This window comes from Pedobacter boryungensis (assembly GCF_013204825.1).
Classification (GTDB): domain Bacteria; phylum Bacteroidota; class Bacteroidia; order Sphingobacteriales; family Sphingobacteriaceae; genus Pedobacter; species Pedobacter boryungensis.
Genome location: NZ_JABMKV010000001.1, coordinates 618,824 through 637,304, shown reverse-complemented (window position 1 = coordinate 637,304; position 18,481 = coordinate 618,824). Strand labels below are relative to the sequence as shown.

At 35.1% G+C, this 18,481-nt stretch carries 18 protein-coding genes; 4 read left to right on the top strand and 14 right to left on the bottom strand.

What is annotated here, in order from left to right:
- Nucleotide 1: 1 nt before the first annotated feature.
- The 9 genes from HQN85_RS02740 to HQN85_RS02700 all read right to left on the bottom strand — a co-directional run bounded on the left by HQN85_RS02740 (nucleotide 2) and on the right by HQN85_RS02700 (nucleotide 7,331).
- Nucleotides 2-706 (bottom strand): lycopene cyclase domain-containing protein, encoded by a 705-nt coding sequence (locus HQN85_RS02740; RefSeq protein WP_173268811.1) that lies wholly within the window; start codon nucleotides 704-706, stop codon nucleotides 2-4.
- The gene (locus HQN85_RS02735; protein ID WP_173268810.1) at nucleotides 703-1,167 is read right to left on the bottom strand and encodes a sterol desaturase family protein; all 465 of its coding nucleotides are present in this window, start codon (nucleotides 1,165-1,167) and stop codon (nucleotides 703-705) included. Before HQN85_RS02735 ends, HQN85_RS02740 begins: the two co-directional genes overlap by 4 nt.
- Nucleotides 1,151-1,690, bottom strand: coding sequence for an isopentenyl-diphosphate Delta-isomerase (gene idi / locus HQN85_RS02730; RefSeq protein WP_173268809.1), 540 nt, complete (start codon nucleotides 1,688-1,690; stop codon nucleotides 1,151-1,153). Before idi ends, HQN85_RS02735 begins: the two co-directional genes overlap by 17 nt.
- Nucleotides 1,687-2,184: a hypothetical protein gene (locus HQN85_RS02725; protein WP_173268808.1), complete on the bottom strand. Its 498-nt coding sequence runs from the start codon at nucleotides 2,182-2,184 to the stop codon at nucleotides 1,687-1,689. Before HQN85_RS02725 ends, idi begins: the two co-directional genes overlap by 4 nt.
- On the bottom strand, nucleotides 2,181-3,017 hold the full coding sequence (locus tag HQN85_RS02720) for a phytoene/squalene synthase family protein (protein WP_173268807.1): 837 nt from the start codon (nucleotides 3,015-3,017) through the stop codon (nucleotides 2,181-2,183). Before HQN85_RS02720 ends, HQN85_RS02725 begins: the two co-directional genes overlap by 4 nt.
- Nucleotides 3,014-4,510, bottom strand: a complete 1,497-nt coding sequence (locus HQN85_RS02715; protein WP_173268806.1) for a phytoene desaturase family protein — start codon at nucleotides 4,508-4,510, stop codon at nucleotides 3,014-3,016. The genes HQN85_RS02720 and HQN85_RS02715 overlap by 4 nt, the downstream gene beginning before the upstream one ends.
- A complete protein-coding gene (locus tag HQN85_RS02710) occupies nucleotides 4,503-5,396 on the bottom strand; it encodes a MerR family transcriptional regulator (RefSeq protein WP_173268805.1) in 894 nt (297 codons plus the stop codon). Before HQN85_RS02710 ends, HQN85_RS02715 begins: the two co-directional genes overlap by 8 nt.
- Nucleotides 5,397-5,682: 286 nt before the next feature.
- Entirely contained in the window at nucleotides 5,683-6,180 is a 498-nt protein-coding gene (locus HQN85_RS02705; protein WP_173268804.1) for a hypothetical protein, read from the bottom strand.
- A gap of 5 nt (nucleotides 6,181-6,185) precedes the next feature.
- The gene (locus HQN85_RS02700; protein ID WP_173268803.1) at nucleotides 6,186-7,331 is read right to left on the bottom strand and encodes a zinc-dependent alcohol dehydrogenase; all 1,146 of its coding nucleotides are present in this window, start codon (nucleotides 7,329-7,331) and stop codon (nucleotides 6,186-6,188) included.
- A 304-nt stretch (nucleotides 7,332-7,635) separates the two neighbouring features.
- Here HQN85_RS02700 and HQN85_RS02695 point away from each other — a divergent pair, with 304 nt between their 5' ends.
- Nucleotides 7,636-7,890 carry a hypothetical protein gene (locus HQN85_RS02695; protein WP_173268802.1) on the top strand — a complete coding sequence of 85 codons (255 nt, stop codon included), beginning with the start codon at nucleotides 7,636-7,638 and terminating at the stop codon, nucleotides 7,888-7,890.
- A gap of 31 nt (nucleotides 7,891-7,921) precedes the next feature.
- On the opposite strand, the gene HQN85_RS02690 is transcribed toward HQN85_RS02695, so the two are convergent.
- Nucleotides 7,922-8,620, bottom strand: coding sequence for a DUF1826 domain-containing protein (locus HQN85_RS02690; protein WP_173268801.1), 699 nt, complete (start codon nucleotides 8,618-8,620; stop codon nucleotides 7,922-7,924).
- A gap of 654 nt (nucleotides 8,621-9,274) precedes the next feature.
- On the opposite strand from HQN85_RS02690, the gene HQN85_RS02685 reads away from it, so the two are divergent.
- The 3 genes from HQN85_RS02685 to HQN85_RS02675 all read left to right on the top strand — a co-directional run bounded on the left by HQN85_RS02685 (nucleotide 9,275) and on the right by HQN85_RS02675 (nucleotide 13,432).
- Nucleotides 9,275-11,677, top strand: a complete 2,403-nt coding sequence (locus HQN85_RS02685; RefSeq protein ID WP_173268800.1) for a TonB-dependent receptor domain-containing protein — start codon at nucleotides 9,275-9,277, stop codon at nucleotides 11,675-11,677.
- Between the two features lie 61 nt (nucleotides 11,678-11,738).
- Nucleotides 11,739-12,653: an ABC transporter ATP-binding protein gene (locus HQN85_RS02680; protein ID WP_173268799.1), complete on the top strand. Its 915-nt coding sequence runs from the start codon at nucleotides 11,739-11,741 to the stop codon at nucleotides 12,651-12,653.
- Nucleotides 12,650-13,432 carry an ABC transporter permease gene (locus HQN85_RS02675; protein ID WP_173268798.1) on the top strand — a complete coding sequence of 261 codons (783 nt, stop codon included), beginning with the start codon at nucleotides 12,650-12,652 and terminating at the stop codon, nucleotides 13,430-13,432. Before HQN85_RS02680 ends, HQN85_RS02675 begins: the two co-directional genes overlap by 4 nt.
- Nucleotides 13,433-13,500: 68 nt before the next feature.
- Here HQN85_RS02675 and HQN85_RS02670 read toward each other — a convergent pair whose 3' ends face one another.
- The 4 genes from HQN85_RS02670 to HQN85_RS02655 all read right to left on the bottom strand — a co-directional run bounded on the left by HQN85_RS02670 (nucleotide 13,501) and on the right by HQN85_RS02655 (nucleotide 18,467).
- A complete protein-coding gene (locus tag HQN85_RS02670; RefSeq protein ID WP_173268797.1) occupies nucleotides 13,501-15,942 on the bottom strand; it encodes a bifunctional YncE family protein/alkaline phosphatase family protein in 2,442 nt (813 codons plus the stop codon).
- 191 nt (nucleotides 15,943-16,133) lie between these two features.
- Nucleotides 16,134-16,493, bottom strand: coding sequence for a hypothetical protein (locus HQN85_RS02665; protein WP_173268796.1), 360 nt, complete (start codon nucleotides 16,491-16,493; stop codon nucleotides 16,134-16,136).
- A 479-nt stretch (nucleotides 16,494-16,972) separates the two neighbouring features.
- Nucleotides 16,973-17,584: an HdeD family acid-resistance protein gene (locus HQN85_RS02660; RefSeq protein ID WP_173268795.1), complete on the bottom strand. Its 612-nt coding sequence runs from the start codon at nucleotides 17,582-17,584 to the stop codon at nucleotides 16,973-16,975.
- A 7-nt stretch (nucleotides 17,585-17,591) separates the two neighbouring features.
- Nucleotides 17,592-18,467, bottom strand: coding sequence for a universal stress protein (locus HQN85_RS02655; RefSeq protein ID WP_173268794.1), 876 nt, complete (start codon nucleotides 18,465-18,467; stop codon nucleotides 17,592-17,594).
- Between the last annotated feature and the right edge of the window lie 14 nt (nucleotides 18,468-18,481).

The window sequence follows — 18,481 nt, the reverse complement described above, 5'->3', positions numbered from 1 at the left end:
ATTACACCTGTTTAAACTTAAGCAGGCTCGATTTTAGTGAATGAAAAATTAAAAGATTAAGTAGAATAAGATCTAAGCCATAAAATATATCTTCAAATGGTATAGTCAATATTCTGAATCCAATAATATGCTTCGCATTATACCAAACTACTGGCTCATTTAATCCAGTACCTGTTAAAATCCCATTTACTATACAAAAAGGAATCATAAGTACAAGGTAAACAATGTAGAATTTGCCAAGCCATTCTACCTTCAACACCAACTTTGAAAGTATTAGGAGACCTATCATTAGCAATCCTGTAGAAACAGTGTAATAATTCCCCCAATAATAAATTACTCCTAAAACGCCTAAAAACATTAAGGAATAAGTAATTATATCTTCAACAGCTCTAGATAGCTTTAATTTCATTAGCAATGTTAAACAATGGTAAGTAAATACACAGGAGTACGGAATGCATAAGAAAAACAATAATTCTTCTATTGGAAGCCCCCATAATTTCCATCCGACAATGTAATTTGAATTAAAACCCCATACGCCAAGCTTGGTAAAATAAATATCCCATAACATAAATAACAAGCCTGTTAGTATTACTGCAGGGAAAAACGCCTTCCAAGTTTTATAGAATTGTAACTTCTGGTGGAATGAAAAAACAAATGGAACAACGATTGTAAAAAAATCTACCAACAGGTAAGTGTAGTTTCTCATGCTTTTTTTCTAGCTTCTAAAAAATACTTAAACGGTACCCACAACATTCCAAAACATTCTCCCTGTTCCTTTCCTAAATGTTTATGGTGCATCTTATGTGCTCGGCGAATTGCTTTCAAATACCAGTTATCCGAATTACGTAATACTTTGAACCGCTGATGAATAAAGATATCATGTACCAAGAAATAACAAGCACCATATAGCGTGATACCAATACCGATGTAAAGTGCCAATTCATTCCCATAAAAATTTCCAAGTGCAAGGCAAATAATCCCTGGTATAGCAAATATTAAAAAGAAAAAATCGTTGCGCTCTAGAAAATCGTCATGATCCTTGTTGTGGTGATCGCTATGCAAAAACCAAAAAAAACCATGCATCACATATTTATGTGTTAACCATGCCACTCCTTCCATTACAAGGAATGTTAAAAGAACAATACCTATGTTAATCAATATATCCATGGTTAAATATTTTATAATAATAGACCATCACTCTCTCTAAACAAATCTTCAGCCATTCAGTATACTCCTCTGGGTTAAGTTCAATGTCTTTTGAAAGCTCATCCATACTCATATACCTAAAAGCTGCAACCTCTAGTGGCGCTAAAATAGGTGTATCATCACTAACACCAAAATAAACATGGTCAAATTCATGTTCCAAAATGCCATCAGTTACTTCTGTTCTATAAATGAAATTAAAACCGTAATCTAATCTGCATTCCATTCCCATTTCTTCTTTTAGCCTTCTATAGGCTGCCATAATGGTATGCTCATTTTCTCTTGGATGACTACAACAAGTGTTTGTCCACTTGCCTCCAGAATGGTATTTATTTAATGCCCGTTGTTGTAACAATAGCTCTCCTTTAGAATTGAAGATAAATATTGAAAAAGCTCGGTGCAATTCACCAGAAATATGAGCCTCCATTTTTTCCATTAAACCAATTTGATTGTCGTTGCTATCAACTAATATCACTTTTTCTATCACTGTTGTAATTTTTTAATTTCTTCACTAGTACATTTTTTAGAAGCGATTAGATATGCCGTAATATTATCCTTCAATGTTTTGTCTTTAAGATTTCCAACTCCTGCAAGTAACTTCTGTTTATCCGAGCTAATATTAGTATGATATCCAAGAAAACCAGGTAAATTAGTTTGGATAGAAAATCGAATAAACCTCATCTCCATGTTACTAGGTTCTCTAGCTATGGCATGTTCAATAGCATTTTTACCTTTTGAAAATCTAGAAAGCTTACTAATAGGATTGAATGCATACTTGGCCTCCATCATATACGCTGCTCCTTTGTAACATACCAAAATAGGTTCAGCATCTAATTGAACAGACTTTAACTCTTTTGAAAGAGATACTGATGCGGCTGATTCTACTGCTGCTCTATAATAGAGTTTTCTTAAAGTTGAAAGCTCAGGAGCATCTTTATGAATCCAATTTCCCATCACTAAAAAAAGAAGTAATAACTTCATATCGCATTCATTTTATATCGGATCATGGAATCGAACATTAATCCAATTTTGTGGCCATTAGATATTCTAATCCTACTTGCTATCACTTTTTCTGCGGAAACCCTTTTAATTTTTTTAAATAGTTCGAGATAATAAATATAGGCTAAGTACACACCACTTTTTGCTTCTCTTGGCAATAATCTAATTCCCTTAAGAGCAGCTTTAAATTCAGCTTCAATTTCCTTTTCTATTTGTTTTTTCTCTGGGTTGCCAAATGCCGAAAGATTTATGCCAGGAAAATAACATCTTCCCAATTGAACATAATCTGCATTCAAGTCTCTTAAAAAATTAACCTTTTGAAAAGCTGAGCCAAGCAGCATCGCTGATTCCTTGAGATTTTCGTAATCTTTTTTATTACCAGCTGTAAAGACTCTCAAACACATCAATCCTACTACTTGCGCAGAGCCCAATATATAACGGCTATATTTATCATTAGTATATGTTTCTTCTTTAAGATCCATTTCCATGCTATCCAAAAAAAGATCTATTAACTCTCTTTCGATATTGTATTGTCTAACTACAAATTGAAAGGAATTGAGTATTGGATTTAAACTTATTCCCTGCTCTATCGCCTCGTAACAATCTGTTCTAAATTTTTTCAGCAAATAAGCTTTGTCAAAATCATGGAAACTATCCACAATTTCATCGGCTAAACGTACAAACCCATAAATTGAATAGATTGGCTGCCTTATTTTTTTGTGTAGGAAGTAAATCCCTAACGAAAAGCTAGTGCTGTAACGTGTCGTTGTGATCCTGCTGCATTTTGCAGAAAGGTTGTCAAATTTTTCTTTCATCGCTTTCCTAGGTTTTTATATAATTCTGTTGCCGCCAGTTTCCCTGAAATAATGGAGGGCGGAACTCCAGGTCCTGGAACAGTTAACTGGCCAGCATAAAATAGGTTATCAAGTTTTTTATTTTTGATAGAAGGTTTAAGGTTAGCCGTTTGCATTAGGGTATTGGCCAAGCCATAAGCATTTCCCTTGTAAGAATGATAGTCATTTACGAAATCTTTTATGCAATAACTCCGTTTATAATCTAGATGGTTTGTGATATCCTGTCCACAGAAACGCTCTAAACGCTTCATAATTAGCTTAAAATAACTTTCACGAAGTTCTTCAGTATCTTCAAGCCCTGTTGCCAATGGCATCAGCACAAAAATATTTTCATGACCTAGCGGCGCAACAGTTTCGTCGCTTTTTGAGGGACAGCAAACGTAAAACAGGGGTTTTGATGGCCACTTCGGATCTTCATAAATTTCAGTAGCATGCACTTCTAAATCTTCATCAAAGAAAAGCGTATGATGCGAAAGGTGTTCTATCTTTTTATTCACACCCAGATAAAATATCAGGCTTGATGGAGCAAGCATCCTTTTGTCCCAATATTGCTCTGAATAATTTCTAAATTCTTCACCCAACAATTTATCTTCCACATGATGATAATCTGCAGCTGCAACAATACCATCATAGTTCATAATTGAGCGCTTAGATTTTACTCCTTTAATTTTTCGTTGATTAACAATGAATCCTTCCACAGGTTCATCATTCAGTATTTTGACACCTAGTTGCTCAGCTAATTTTCGCATTCCATCTATAACAGCTACCATACCACCTTTAGGATACCAAGTGCCCAATGATAAACCTGCATAATTCATTAAACTATAAAGAGCTGGGGTATCTTTTGCGGTTGCACCCAGAAAAAGTATCGGAAATTCCATCAATGCAATCAATTTTGGATGATTGAAATATTTTTTCACGTGCTTACGGAAGGATTGTAATAATTGTAACTTGAGTGCACCTTTCATTACATCCATATCTAAAAATTCTGTAAAAGAAAGCCCTGGTTTATGTACCAGATTTTCCATACCCACCTTATATTTAAAGGCCGCACCGGATAAAAACTTTCTAAGTTTGATAGCACTTCCCTTTTCAATCTGTTCGAAAATCTCTTCCAATTTTTCCATAGATTTAGGGATGTGCATCATGTCATCCTTGCCAAATACAATGGAAAAGCCAGGATCCAGCTGAGAGAGTTGATAAAAATCTGAGGGTACATAACCAAAATCAGCAAAGAATTGTTCAAATACGCCAGGCATCCAATACCAACTAGGTCCCATATCGAAACTATAGCCGTTTTCTGTAACCAACTGTCTTGCCCTTCCGCCTACTTGCTGATTTTTCTCATATATAGTTACATCCGCACCATTTTTTGCGAGATAACAAGCAGCACTTAACCCTGCAAAACCTGACCCAATTACTGCAACCTTTGGTCTATTTAACACTTTATCCATTTTCACCATTTAAAATTTGTGTAAGTGATGAAATAGAAGAAAACCAAGTTACATTAGCTGGAAGTTGAAGTTCACCTATTAACTTTCCATTTCCTGCAAGGTAAATATTGCTTCCAGTAAAAGTTCTTGCAAGTTCAGCAAGATAATCTGCCGCTTCTTTGATGGGTCTTTGCCTCACCATAAAAAACAGTAAATTTTCTGCATGTATCGTATTCTGGGCATCTACAATAGAATCCATCGGGACACGCTCACCTAGATAAACTACTTTAACTCCATGGCTACGTAAAATGAAATTTGCAAATAATAGCGGAATATCGTGACCTTCATCCTCTGGCAAAAATAGTAGCCAGGTTGTTTCCTTTTGGTTGGCAATTGGAATAGAATTAATAGCAGACATCAGTTTTTGCCTCACGATTGCAGAAATAAAATGCTCATGTGCCGGACAAATATGATCTAATCTCCACATCAGTCCTAAACGTTGCATGAGTGGGAAGATCACCTCCTTGTAGCTGTCTAACATGCCACAATCGTTAATACAACGATCCAAAAGCGTAGTAAAAGATGGTTCATCGTATTCAACTCCAGCTTTTAGGAGTTGTGAAATATAAAATTCATGATTTGCATCCGAAGAAATAGAGGTTTTTAAGTCTTGGGCTAATAATTCATCCATCTCCTCAGCACTGAGCGAGCAAGCCTGTGATATTTTTACTCCAGCTTGCTGTAAACTAACAATGTTTAGCAATCTTTTAAGATCTTGATCAGTGTAGAAACGAGTTCCACCCGAAGACCTTTGTGGTTCCAACGCATGGTACCTACGTTCCCAAATACGAATGGTATGAATTGAAACTCCGCTAAGTTGTTCAAGGTTTGATATAGATAATTTCATTATGTCTATATTTTTATTAAAATATCTAGACAATATACGCTCTTATCAGCACAAAAGTTTTTACAAAATGATTTAATTTCACAAAATAATTGTGACATAGCATACTTAATATTACAATAAAAAACTTAAATCGTTATCTATCTGTGATTTAGAAAGATTTTATAAACTTATAGTTAGGTAAAGTCCATGCCCAAATAAATAGGATGTAAACAAAAAAAGCCCCAAGGGCTCTTTTGTTTTCAGATGAAATTGAATTGTTACTATAACAATTGAGGTCTTTAATATATTATTTAAAAAAGCCTTTTGATTTTTTACTTTTTAGCGACCACCATATTAAAGTGCCCGCCGCCGCCATAGCAAGTACTTTTATCGCTAGGCCTCTCGGGTTATATTTCATCTCCGCTTTCCAACCACGTTCTGCAAAAACATTCGGAATGTATCCTTTTTTCAAATCATCTATTACTCCTTCCACCATATTGATACGATCAGCAAGAATTAATGGAATCCAGTGTCTATATCGATCTTCACTATGTTGAAATGCATAACGCCTAATTTGACCGCTTAACCCTTTAGGGGGAACAGAAGTTCCAAAAACAACAGGAGGTTTTGGTCGTTCTGTTGATTGTAAAATCTCCACGGAAATTGGTTGCTGCGATGCCCGTTCGTAATTGCTTCGATTATGGTCGTCGCCAGTATAATTTTTCATGGGATAGGTAGGTTCATTTTCTGGATCAGAATCCATTCCCCATCCTGGTATGCTTTTATAATCTATATTATTTTTCATGACATTTACTTTGTTGAAGGAATAAGTACAGTTTTAATACAATTATCTAATTTGGAAGAAAAGATGCGATAGGCATCTGCAGCTTCCTCTAACGGAATACGATGAGTAATCAATTCACTAGGTTTTAATCTGCCAGATTGTACGTGATCAATTAGTTTAGGTAATAATCTTTTAACAGATGCTTGATTTGCTCTTATTGTAATTCCTTTATTTAATACATTACCTATAGGAACATAATTAAAAGGTGGTCCATAAACACCTACAATAGAAACTATTCCACCTTTTTTAACAGAGTTAATGGCCCATTGCAATGCTGTTGCAGATCCTGCCTGTATTAATGCTCGACCTGTTACTGTTTGAAGTGTATTCCCTACAGCTTCACAGCCTACACAATCTATGCAAACATCTGCACCATACCAATCAGTTGTTTTTTTCATAAATTCAACCGGATCTTTCATCGACTTGAAGTTATAAGCTTCACATTTTGCATAATTTTTTGCAAACTCTAAGCGATAGTCGATATGATCTATGATAATTACCCTCGAGGGACCAAAGAACCATGCACATCTTGCAGCCATTATACCAATTGGTCCTGCACCAAATACAACTACGGTATCGCCTTGTTTTATACCAGCCATCTCAGCTGCCTGGTAACCTGTAGGTACTACATCGGTAAGCAACACCGCATCATCTGGATCCATATCAGCAGGAATTACAGTTGGACCTACATTGGCATACGGAACACGCACATATTCAGCTTGCCCACCATCAAATCCACCGGCAGTATGCGAGTAACCAAATATTCCACCCACAGCTGTAGCCATAGGATTAGATTCATGGCAATTGCCGAATAAACCTTGTTTACAAAAGTTGCATCTTCCGCAAGCAATATTAAACGGAACTAAGACATGATCACCTACTTTAACTTCAGTAACTAAAGTTCCTATTTCTTCTACTATGCCCACAAACTCATGTCCAAAAGTAGACCCTACTCTGGTATCAGGCACAAATCCATGATACAAATGGAGATCGGATCCACAGATGCATGAACGCGTAACACGCACTATAGCATCTTCTGGATGAAGAATTTCTGGCATAGGTTTTTCACTCATTCGGATACGATATGGCCCTCGGTAATTTACTGCTAACATAATTTCATTTTAAGGTGATGAATATTTATAATCTTAGTAACTGTTCAAGTCACAGATGATGCTATCTTGAATAGCTACTTTATCATTCTTTACAACAACCTTAAAAAAAATATGATTTATGTTTTTTCAAAATCAAGTATTTAACGCGTTTCAGTATTTATACGCTAAAAATTTTGAGCAAAATTGAATAGCAATTAGAATATTTTAAATCAGTGCATGGATAAATACGGCACCGATTTTACCAGCAAATTTGTGTAAAACAAAAGCTTTCATACGATGTTATCAGATAAAAAAAGAGAATATCATGTTAAGACGAAGCCATTCTGCAGTTTTCCTTAATGAGTTCCTAGATTATTTTGGTGAGCATACAATAGCTACCGACTTTGATCATGAAGGACGATTAATTGTTTTCAGTAATCCCTATTTGGAGTTTGATAAATTGGTAGTTAATATTTGCGAAAACTTAGTGAATATCTTTCATTATCATGATCACATGGAAATAGTAGTTTATCCTTTCGGTAATAATAACTGCGTATTAATTTCAATCAATCCTGGATAATAGCGTGGCGATGAAAAAGATTGAATTTGCATCAACAAATTAATAACAACCTATATTCACCTTCATTCTCCTTAGGCGCTCGATGAATACAAGGTAATGCCTCTTGTTCAGGATGATCTACTGCTAATTTCCACAGATTCCCTTTTCCTAAATTTATAGGATTTGCATCGGTTTTAGGTCGATAATGCAAATCAAAAAAATATTCCTTTAAGAAAACTTCGAAATCCACTGCTGGACCATCATATAAATCCTTCAATTTTTCTCTGATTTCGGGAATTAAAATTTGCTGCTCTGCTCCATGATTAGGTAAGATATCACTGGCGGCACCGTAATAGGTACACAAATAAGTATCGACAGCAATGGGTGAACGATCTACATGATAGGAATATACATCAGTTGAGATAAAACCTAATTCTTCATCACGTTCGTAATTTTTAAGCAAATTGAGTGTAGGCAAGGCACCTGCATCGGTTAACAACTTTAAGTCATTTACAATCAATTCCCTAGCCACATTCCCTCCTTCTGATAGCTGTAATGCTAAAAGCTCTTCGAGAGAAACAATTGTAATATTTTCTCTTAATGAAAGTTTAGTAACGATTTCTTTAAAATCTCCAGCTAAATTTCTTTGCCAGCAAATTGCATTCATCGAACCTTGAAATGAAGTATGTATTAATTCATCAAATGATGAAACTAGCTTATATGGTGTGTTATCGAAAAATTCGCTGTGCATATTTTGAATAAACAAGTTTAGCCAATCGATTTTATAACAGCAAGTAGAATTGCAGTCATGTTCATGTCTTAGTCGAGTTTGCTTCGAGGAAATGTTAATTTTAGGTATAGTAACCACACCAAAAGCTCATTAAAAGGTAATGCATCTTAGGCGCAATCTCGAAGCGTACTAAAGCAAAAGTCGCGGTAAGGTCGCCGTAATGTCGCCATAACGTCGCAGTAAACAAAGGAAAGTAAAATGATATGCGGCGATTATTGCCTTTAATTAGTGGGATTGTTTAAAGATATGAATTGTAAGCGAAAAAGACAGGTATTCATTAAACTTTTAGAAAGAGTTAGCTAATTGTACGCTTACTTACCTTTTTAATACAGTTCTTATTAAAACCATAAAAAACTATAAAACGATAATTACTATCAAACATTAACTTCTCTTGAAAATTTTAATGGATTGAAATTTAATGGTTACTAAGATCATTTTTGATTAAAACACAGCCCTATTTCACAAATCCTTATTGCTTATTAAATTTTATAAGTCTTTAAAAAATCTCTTTTCGTCACATTTTTTTAGCTGTTTATCACATTTAATTTGGAAGTAAAAAAAAAGTACGTATACTTGTGTACTATTTAACTAATACACTAATTTAATAACACGCGTATGAAATATTTATTACTCTCAATTTGGTGCATTTTATTAAGCCTAACTGCAACCAGTCAAACCCCTACATCATTACAGATTAGTGGTAAAATCATTGACACAGTAGCTCAAAAACCTATCGGTTTTGCTACTATTCTACTTAAAAACGATAAAAAAATCCAAGTGAAATCAGTTGTATCAGCCCAAGATGGCTCTTTTACACTTACTGGTTTATCAGCCGGAAATTATAGCCTTGTGATTGTTATCGTAGGATATCAAACCAAAACAATTCCAGTAGTATTAAGTAACACTTCAAAAAATTTAAATCAAATTTCCTTAGTATCTTCTCCTACTCAGCTCAAGGGTATAACCATTACTGGAGATAGACCACTTATTAAACAAGAAATTGATCGTATTTCTTATGATGTAAAGGCAGATCCGGAAAGCAAAGTAAATAATGTATTAGAAATGATGCGTAAGGTACCAATGCTTTCTGTTGATGGCGATAACAATATACAACTCCAAGGAAATAGCAATTATAAGATCTTAATTAATGGAAGACCATCTGGAATGGTAGAGCGAAACCCAAAAGATATTTTAAAAAGTATGCCTGCTTCTAGTATTGAGCGTATTGAAGTAATTACTACCCCACCAGCAAAATATGATGGTGAAGGTTTAGCAGGGATTATTAATATTGTTACTTATAAAAAAGCTGATAATGGTACTAATGGTACTATTAATGTAAGTGAGCGTTTCCCTGTGGGTGGGCCTGGTATTGGTGGAACATTTACAGCAAAGACAGGAAAATTTGGTATTGCAACAAATGCAGGTGCAAGTTTAGATAGTTCGCCACAATTAACCAATAGTATCTTAAGACTTACCCAAGAAAGTAACCCAACTAAGCTATTTCAAACGGGTACGAGCGATTATTCTGGAAAAAGTGGATATGTTGGAGCTGAATTAAGTTATGAGATTGATAGCTTGAATTTAATTTCTGGTCAGATAAATTATAATGCAAACTCGAATGAAAGTTTAAGCACACAAAATTCTGTACTTAACAATACCACTTCAATGCTTCAACGTTATAACCTTAATAACAATTCAACAGGTTTTGGTGATGGTATTGATGCAGCTTTAAACTATCAATTAGGGTTTAAAAAAGACAAAAACAAGTTATTAACCTTCTCTTATCGCTACTACCAGTTTAGCAATCATCAATTTAACAATGTTGAAGTATTTAATCCTTTTGCCTATACAGAGCCTAACTATAAACAAGATAATACAGGTGGTTCTGTAGAGCAAACCATTCAGGTAGATTATGTGCATCCATTTAAAAAAGTAGTAATGGAAGCAGGTATCAAAGCTATTTTTAGAGATAACAGTAGTGATTTTGAATACTTATCTCTAAATTCTTCAGGTAGTTATATTTTAGACCCTTTAAGAACAAATGTTTTTGATAATCAACAAAATGTGTACGGGGTATACAACACTTATCAATTTAATCTCAAAAAATGGGGAGTTAAAGCTGGAGTTAGATTAGAACAAACTCAGATAGATGCCAATTCATCGGGTACTATCCTAGATAAAAACTCATTAAATTTAATTCCTTCGATTTCTGTTAACCGTAAATTTAAAGAAAGCAGTATCAATTTTGGTTTTACATCAAGAATACAACGTCCTGGTATCAATCAACTGAATCCTTTCGTTGATCGTTCTAATCCAAACTTTACTTCATCTGGAAATCCTGATTTAAAACCAATGAAAGGACATAGTATTGAGATGACTTATAGCAGATTTAAAAAATTAGCAGTCAATATTAGTGTACGTGCACTTAGAGGTACAAACATTATTATGCCAAGTGCTATAACGGTAGGCACTGTTACTCAAAATAGTTATGCAAATACGGGTACAGCTACGTTAGTAGGATTAAATCTTAATTTGAACTATCCATTTAATAGCAAATTAAGAGGTACCCTTAGTGCTATGGCGAATTATGGCATGGTAACAGCCAAAATTAACGGTGTTGAGCTTGAGAATAAAGGATTAATGAGACGTGCCTTTACCTCATTAACATACCGCCCTACTAAAACTTGGCAGACTACTGCAAGTGTGAATTATAATGGACCTAACTTATCTATTCAAGGTACTTCTAACTCTTTTGTATTCTATTCATTTAGTGTAAATAAAGACTTTTTAGACAATAAGCTTTCTCTTTCTTTTGCTGCTAATAATGCCTTTAATAAGTATAGAGATAACATTAGATACATCACAGGAACTGGCTTTACTCAAGAAAATTTTAGCCAGAATTATCAGCGAAATTTTACCACAAGTATAAATTATCGTTTCGGTAGATTGAAAGACAGTATTAAGAAAAACAAAAAAGGAATTAACAATAACGACGTTTCTCAAGGTACAAGTTTGTAGTAGAGAACTTGGGGTGTGAAGGTTAAATGAGCACTCCAAGCTCTTTTTGATTAAATACATTATGAATAATAACTATAGTATTAAGACCACTGGCTTAACGCATGTACATACTAAAGGGGTAAAAACACTTACGGACGTTAATATTGCTGTTAAAAAAGGAGAAATTTACGGATTTCTTGGCCCGAATGGGGCTGGCAAAACGACTACTTTACGTTTGATTCTGGGTTTAACAAAGTTACAGACAGGCAAGATCGAAATTTTTGGAAAAGACTTTGCAAGCAATCGGATTGAGATTTTAAGAAAAGTGGGTTCATTAATCGAAAACCCATCTTTATATGGTCATTTAAGGGCAAATGAAAACCTAGAAGTTTATAGAGAGCTATATGGCGCTACAAAGGCTAGATTAATTGAAGTATTAAAAATTGTTGGATTAGAAAATACTGGAAATAAAAAAGTACGCCAGTTTTCTTTGGGAATGAAGCAGCGTTTATCTGTTGCCCTTGCCTTATTGCCAAACCCAGAATTACTAATTTTAGATGAACCTGCAAATGGTTTAGATCCTACTGGGATTATTGAATTGAGAGAACTAGTTAAAAAATTAAACAAGGAAGAAGGGATGACGATTTTAATGTCGAGTCACCAACTTGCTGAAATAGAAAAAATGGTAACGCAAGTAGGGATCATTTCTAAAGGGCAAATTATTTTTCAAGGTTCATTACCACAGTTAGGTCAACTACAAAAGAAACAATCTCAGTTGCTTATTCATACTTCAGATGATCAATTGGCCATGCAAGTACTCCACTCCTACAAACCAGAACTTAGTGGCAATGCTATTTCAGTGAATTATACAGATGAAAAAGAAATTGCAACCATGTGTAGAACACTACACGATAAACAGTTGGACATTTACTTGCTTCATCCACAACAAAACAACCTTGAACAATTATTTATGGATTTAACAACACAACACGCATGAGTTTAGCTGTTACTTTACGATCAGAATTTACAAAAACAAAGCGATCGCCGATTTGGATATTAACTTTCGTGGCCGCAATTATAGCTCCTGCATTGTTGCTATTGGCAATTAGTGAAACACATGATGGTGGAAAACCCTCAGATGATATTGTAAAAATGGCCAAGGGAGCTTGGGACTATTATTATTATCAGGCTGCTGGAATTATTAGTTTTGTATTCCTTCCTATGTTCGTTATTTTAACGAGTACCCTATTGCCTCAAATTGAATATAGAAACCATACGTGGAAGCAAGTACTGGCTTCGCCCCAATCTTACGGAAAACTTTATTTCTCTAAATTTATCATCTTTCAGCTAATTATTATCGTTTTCATTTGTGCAAGCATTGCATTTATTGCTTTATCTGGAGTGATATCTTCCTTTTTAAATCCAAAGTTCCATTTTTATGCACATCCTTTAAATTGGGAAAAAATGTTACTCTACTTTGCAAAGGCCTATGTAGCAATTTTGGGTCTTTCAGCCATACAATTTTGGATGGGCTTACGTTTTAAAAGTTTCTTAATCCCTATGGGTGCTGGAGTGATGCTCTTTATTTTAGGAATGATCAATATGCTTGGCTACCCTGTAATTGATGCAGCTAAATTCCCGATTAACTATAGTGGTTTTATATTTATGGATCAAAACGTTGCAAAAGTACCAGGAGTTTTATGGTCTTCGGTTGCCTATTTGGTAGGCGTTTTGGTAATTGGCTTCTTTGATTTTAGGTATAAGAAATGGGATTAGAGAAGGTAAATAGGTTAAAAAAATAACTACACAGTGATGCTTGTACTTAAAATTAGGTTAATTAATAGTTAATCATCAACATCCTTCTTTTTCTTTTCTAGGATGACGAATGCACTTCTTTTAGGTACAGGCATTATTGAATTTTCTCCTTTAACTGATTTCCAAATCACTTCATTCAGATCTAAATCGGGAGCTGAATCTTCCTTGGCAAAATTGAAGAATTCTGATCGCTTACTGCTTTCGTTTACTCCAACATTTCTATTATTCAGATTTATTGAAGGTATGATTACATTATATGGTGTAAAATCGGGTTTATTGGTAAAACATTCAAACAAAGGCATTGCCGCAGCATCATATTGGCTCATTGGTGGTAAGCCTAAGATAAGTTCCATTGTTCTTAAAAAACCAGACGTAGAATACATGGTATGTATAGCCGCATTTCTTTTAACGTATGGACCAATTACATAAGCGGGCGAACGATGTGCATCAACGTGATCTGGCCCATTTTGAGCATCATCTTCCAATATAAAAACAACAGATTCTTTCCAAATTGGGCTATGTGATAATTTATCCAATATTCGACCTACCGCCAAATCATTATCTGCTACTGCAGATTGAGGAGAAATCTTCCCTTTCTTTTGCCCGCTAGTATGATCATTGGAAACTCTAAGCGTGCTAAATTGTGGAACTACGCCTGCAACTAGCAATGAATCAAAATCATGAATCCATGCATCCGCTCTAACCTGATCCGTGATATCCATATCAAAACCAGGAGACTGCGGACATATATGTCCTTGCAATGATTTGATGTTTGCCTTTCCATAATCGCCAAACTCACCATAACTACGGTAAGTAACGCCTGCTCGTTGACAATAATCCCATATAAAACCGCCTCTTGGATACGTAACTGGTCTGCCACCTTCATAATTAGTAGTACCGCCACGAGCACCATAACTAGTTGGCCATGTTTTCTCTACCACATCTGTTGCATAAGCAGCCATACTCCAATTATGTCCATCTGCACTTACTTCGGCATCCACATAAAAATTATCTAATAACACATAATTTTCTGCAAAAGCATGTTGGTTTGGTGTAATTTGTTTTCCAAAAAGTGTAAGTGTAGAATCTCCATTGCCTTTAGGCATATCCCCTAAAACCTGATCGTAGGTACGGTTTTCTTTAATAATATAAAATACGTGTTTGATAGGTGATTTTTCTCCTAATCTGCGTGGTATGGGGTTTCCTTTCTCTCCATCTGCAACAGCTACCTTCTTATCGGTAAAAGGGGTATTTGCATACACTTGTTTGGTATAAGACTTTAATTGTTCTGGATTTGGTGAAGAAATAAATGATAATGACCCCTTAAACAAGCCAGCAATATATTGTAATCTACTATTTGCGGTACTTCCCATCTGATATCCACTATTATCTGATTTAGATAAAGGTTGAGGTCCTTGAGGGTTTGCCATGGAGGTATTTCCTTTTCCATTAGTCACCAAAATTTTAGTTCCTAAAGTCTTAACGCTTGTTGGGTACCATCCTACTGGGATAAAACCTTTGCTCTGACTTGTACCAGGCTTTGTAACATCAAATACTGCTAAACAATTGTTATCCGCATTGGCGATATACAATGTTTTCTCATCTCCACTAAGCGCTAATCCATTGGTAGTAGAACCTGTAAGTTGTGTGGCATACAAAGAAGTGCCAATTGTTTCAATTACTTTATTATCTAGCGTACTAACAACAGATACTGTATTATCGTTTGCATTTGCTACAAAGAGATAATTGCCTTTTTTAGTCAATAAAAGTTCGTTGGGGTGATCTCCTACCGGGATAGTGGCATTCAATTTTTCTTCTATGGTATTCACAACTCCAATTGCCCGGCCTCCCCATAAAGAAATATATAATTTCGTTTCATCTGATGACAATACACAACTATAAGCTATTGCAGGCAGTTGAATTCTTTTTTGTATTTTCTTATCTGAAAGATTAATGATATACAGCGAGCTATCTTCTTTGGTTACTGTAAAAAGCTTCGTGTTATTTTTGTTAACCACAATACCAGCCGGACTAATTTTACGTTTTGGCCAAGCATCCCCTAATTTGATGGTATCGCTTCCTGCTAGCTTATTATTTTTAAGACTAAAATCTAATATTAGGTTATCATTTCCGCCAGATGCGTACAGGTGTTTCTCATCTTTACTGAACGCTAATCCATACCATGATTTGCTCAATACTTTTTCGTCTAGTATCTTTTCTGTTTTGGCATCAATAAGCTGAAGAGATTGTGTACTTTGACCATTGTTGGTTATGGCAATAAACTTTCCTGATGAGCTCACTTGCATATTTAATGGTAAATCTCCAAGTGATAATGAGTGACCAGCAGGGCTTAATTTCCATCCGTTTGGAAGTAGTACTTGAGCGGTGTTTTCAATTTTCCCTGGCCATTGCGCATTTACCTGTTGAAAAAGGAAAAAGCAAATAAAAAATAAGAGGTATTTTTTGATCATTGATTTTAGACTAATTATTCTATCAAAGTTAGCTGTATTGCATTAAAATCGTGTTAAACTAACATTAACGTTAATTAATAATTTTGATATACTTATCTAAGTTAATAAAATCTATATCTGTATTCAAGAGATTATGGTTATTAGCATTAATGATGCTTATCTGCTCAACTTATGTTCTGATTTTAAGATAATTATGGAAATTTTCTTTTATTAACTTTAATAACAAAATATAGTCCACAGCAACCCAAAAGAATATATAAATTAGAGTCAACAGGGCAAGGAAATGGTCCATAAGTTACTTCAGTACCACTATAAACACCGAGTCCTCTCACTAAACAGCTACGGCCTGTAGCAGTTATGCAATATGTAGAATATGGGGTTGTACTTTTTGCACCATATAAATCATAATAACCAGTTGAACCATTATAGCTCAAATACATTGTTCCATCGGACTGAAAAGGAATACCACTGGCTATACAACCAGTTTGGGCAAATAATGATAAGTTGCAAAATAAAAATAACGTAAAGAATATTGCTTTGAGATTTTTCATAACTCAAATATTATCTTGGACTGAATATCGCAGCTTTTAAAAGCTAGGATTGAAGACAAGTAAATGCCAAGGGCGAGAATATAGAAGGGTTATACTGAAATGAATAAGTTATTTTCGTCAGTTACTTAAATAACTTCTCTCTAACTGCTCTAGGAAAAGCGATGAGCGCACCCAAGAACAAAATAAAAAGGTAAAAAAGTCCAACTTTATATTGTTGCAAGATCGACACGTCATATTTTTCGTGAATACTGTCCATAAGTAGGTAGATTATTGAGTAATAGTACTTAGTATTAAGTACAAAATTCATCAATAAACGGGAGTTTTGCTGTCAACTTATAAATGAAAGGCTTGTAGTGGTTTGGTCTACAAAACTTTAAGATTATGAATAAAGGATATAAAATTTTAATATGCTTTAAAACATCGCGAACAATTTGCTTTAAATTTATTTTAAACCATACTTTCAGTGTCATTTCTTGAAGTTATCCAACATGACGATCGAGATACTTTTTTCTCCTCTTTACCGAAATATGCACTTTTTTGAGCTTTCGAAGTTGCTGGGAGAAAATAATTCTGAAAATACCGGAGAGCAAAAAACCTATTCCCGTTATGATCACCATGTTGGCAAGGCCAGCAAACGGGTCTATCAGTATCACTAATGAGGGCAGTATGAGGATGCCGCTGGTTAAAATCAGTAGAAAAAAGTCCTTTATACCAAGAGCCTGAAGAGCTATTGGGCTGCTGACAGTCATGAATGCCCTGAACATCATCCATAGACCTATTACCATAGGCATAAAAATGAGAGAAAGTAAAGGATAGTTTAAAAAATATACACCCAATATTGTGTCTATAACTCCACCAGTAAAAATCCATCCCCAATCTTTTATCCTTCTGCTATTAAATACAGAAAAAGTCGCGTCGAACAAACCTGTAAACAGCATACCGGCTGAAAGAAGCTGGCTCATAAATAGATAGGTTTTTTCTGGCGTAAGAATAATCCATGTGCCGAGGGCAATAAAAAGTATACCCCCACCCAATAGAAGCCACCAATACCTTGTATCATAGCCTAGCACACTAATTTTTTTTATCTTCATTCTCTTTTTATTTATAGATTTTTTCGCAGGGCTGAAAAATAAGTAAGGGTATTTTCGTGTACCTAGATAGCTTATGGGCGTAACTGCCATTTACGAGTTTATCAACAAGCGAATGCTGACGATGCACCATTGCTATCATATCAATCTCTTTGTTATTCCTAATCCACCTGAATCCTTCATTCATATCCGAATGCCATATGTTTTCATACCTAATCTTTTTGTAATCCAACTTGCTAACTACGTTTTTTAAAAACTGCTTATTTAGTCCCTCCTCCTCCGCTGTCTTTTGCATTTCAAAATTAGTGATGTTGTACACCACAATCTCTGCATCCATCTCTTTTGCCATGATGCACAGAAATTGCAATGGCTCAAGATCTTCGCTAGAAAGGTCTGTGGTAAAGGCGATTCTTTTAATATCTAAGAACTTGGCACTAAAAGGCACATAGAGCACCGGAAAATCTGCATCATCGATCATCTGTTTGCTGTTGCTTCCCAAAGCCCACTGCACCAATTGTCCCGCACCAGCCATTCCCATTACTACCAGCTCAATTTTTTTCAGCTTTACTATCTCAGATACTACCTCACAGACCTTGCCCTTCTCACTTTCAAATAAAAGCTTTGGGCAATAGCTATCTATAGCTTCGCAATTTGTTTTTTCTAGTTTTTTGACGAGTTCATTGAGGTTACCATTAGATTCAAGCTCCATGTCTGCCTCCTCGACCAACGGCCAAGCAACTTGAGCAGCCATTGGTGCATCAGCAGGAACTTTAAAAGCGTTACATAAAATAACGTCGGCCTTCAATTTCTTTGCAAGTCCGATTGCATAATGAGCAGCATTTTCAGCGGGTGCAGAAAAGTCGGTAGCTACCAGAATATTTTTCATGATAATTAACTTTA

Bases quoted from the DNA above. Each gene is read 5' to 3' on its own strand.
- HQN85_RS02690 (WP_173268801.1), bottom strand. From the start codon at position 8,620: ATGCACAGCGAATTTTTCGATAACACACCATATAAGCTAGTTTCATCA.
- HQN85_RS02720 (WP_173268807.1), bottom strand. From the start codon at position 3,017: ATGAAAGAAAAATTTGACAACCTTTCTGCAAAATGCAGCAGGATCACA.
- HQN85_RS02710 (WP_173268805.1), bottom strand. From the start codon at position 5,396: ATGAAATTATCTATATCAAACCTTGAACAACTTAGCGGAGTTTCAATT.
- HQN85_RS02680 (WP_173268799.1), top strand. From the start codon at position 11,739: ATGAATAATAACTATAGTATTAAGACCACTGGCTTAACGCATGTACAT.
- HQN85_RS02735 (WP_173268810.1), bottom strand. From the start codon at position 1,167: ATGGATATATTGATTAACATAGGTATTGTTCTTTTAACATTCCTTGTA.
- HQN85_RS02715 (WP_173268806.1), bottom strand. From the start codon at position 4,510: ATGGATAAAGTGTTAAATAGACCAAAGGTTGCAGTAATTGGGTCAGGT.
- HQN85_RS02660 (WP_173268795.1), bottom strand. From the start codon at position 17,584: ATGAAGATAAAAAAAATTAGTGTGCTAGGCTATGATACAAGGTATTGG.
- HQN85_RS02685 (WP_173268800.1), top strand. From the start codon at position 9,275: ATGAAATATTTATTACTCTCAATTTGGTGCATTTTATTAAGCCTAACT.
- HQN85_RS02675 (WP_173268798.1), top strand. From the start codon at position 12,650: ATGAGTTTAGCTGTTACTTTACGATCAGAATTTACAAAAACAAAGCGA.
- HQN85_RS02695 (WP_173268802.1), top strand. From the start codon at position 7,636: ATGTTAAGACGAAGCCATTCTGCAGTTTTCCTTAATGAGTTCCTAGAT.
- HQN85_RS02700 (WP_173268803.1), bottom strand. From the start codon at position 7,331: ATGTTAGCAGTAAATTACCGAGGGCCATATCGTATCCGAATGAGTGAA.
- HQN85_RS02705 (WP_173268804.1), bottom strand. From the start codon at position 6,180: ATGAAAAATAATATAGATTATAAAAGCATACCAGGATGGGGAATGGAT.
- HQN85_RS02740 (WP_173268811.1), bottom strand. From the start codon at position 706: ATGAGAAACTACACTTACCTGTTGGTAGATTTTTTTACAATCGTTGTT.
- HQN85_RS02665 (WP_173268796.1), bottom strand. From the start codon at position 16,493: ATGAAAAATCTCAAAGCAATATTCTTTACGTTATTTTTATTTTGCAAC.
- HQN85_RS02725 (WP_173268808.1), bottom strand. From the start codon at position 2,184: ATGAAGTTATTACTTCTTTTTTTAGTGATGGGAAATTGGATTCATAAA.
- HQN85_RS02655 (WP_173268794.1), bottom strand. From the start codon at position 18,467: ATGAAAAATATTCTGGTAGCTACCGACTTTTCTGCACCCGCTGAAAAT.
- HQN85_RS02670 (WP_173268797.1), bottom strand. From the start codon at position 15,942: ATGATCAAAAAATACCTCTTATTTTTTATTTGCTTTTTCCTTTTTCAA.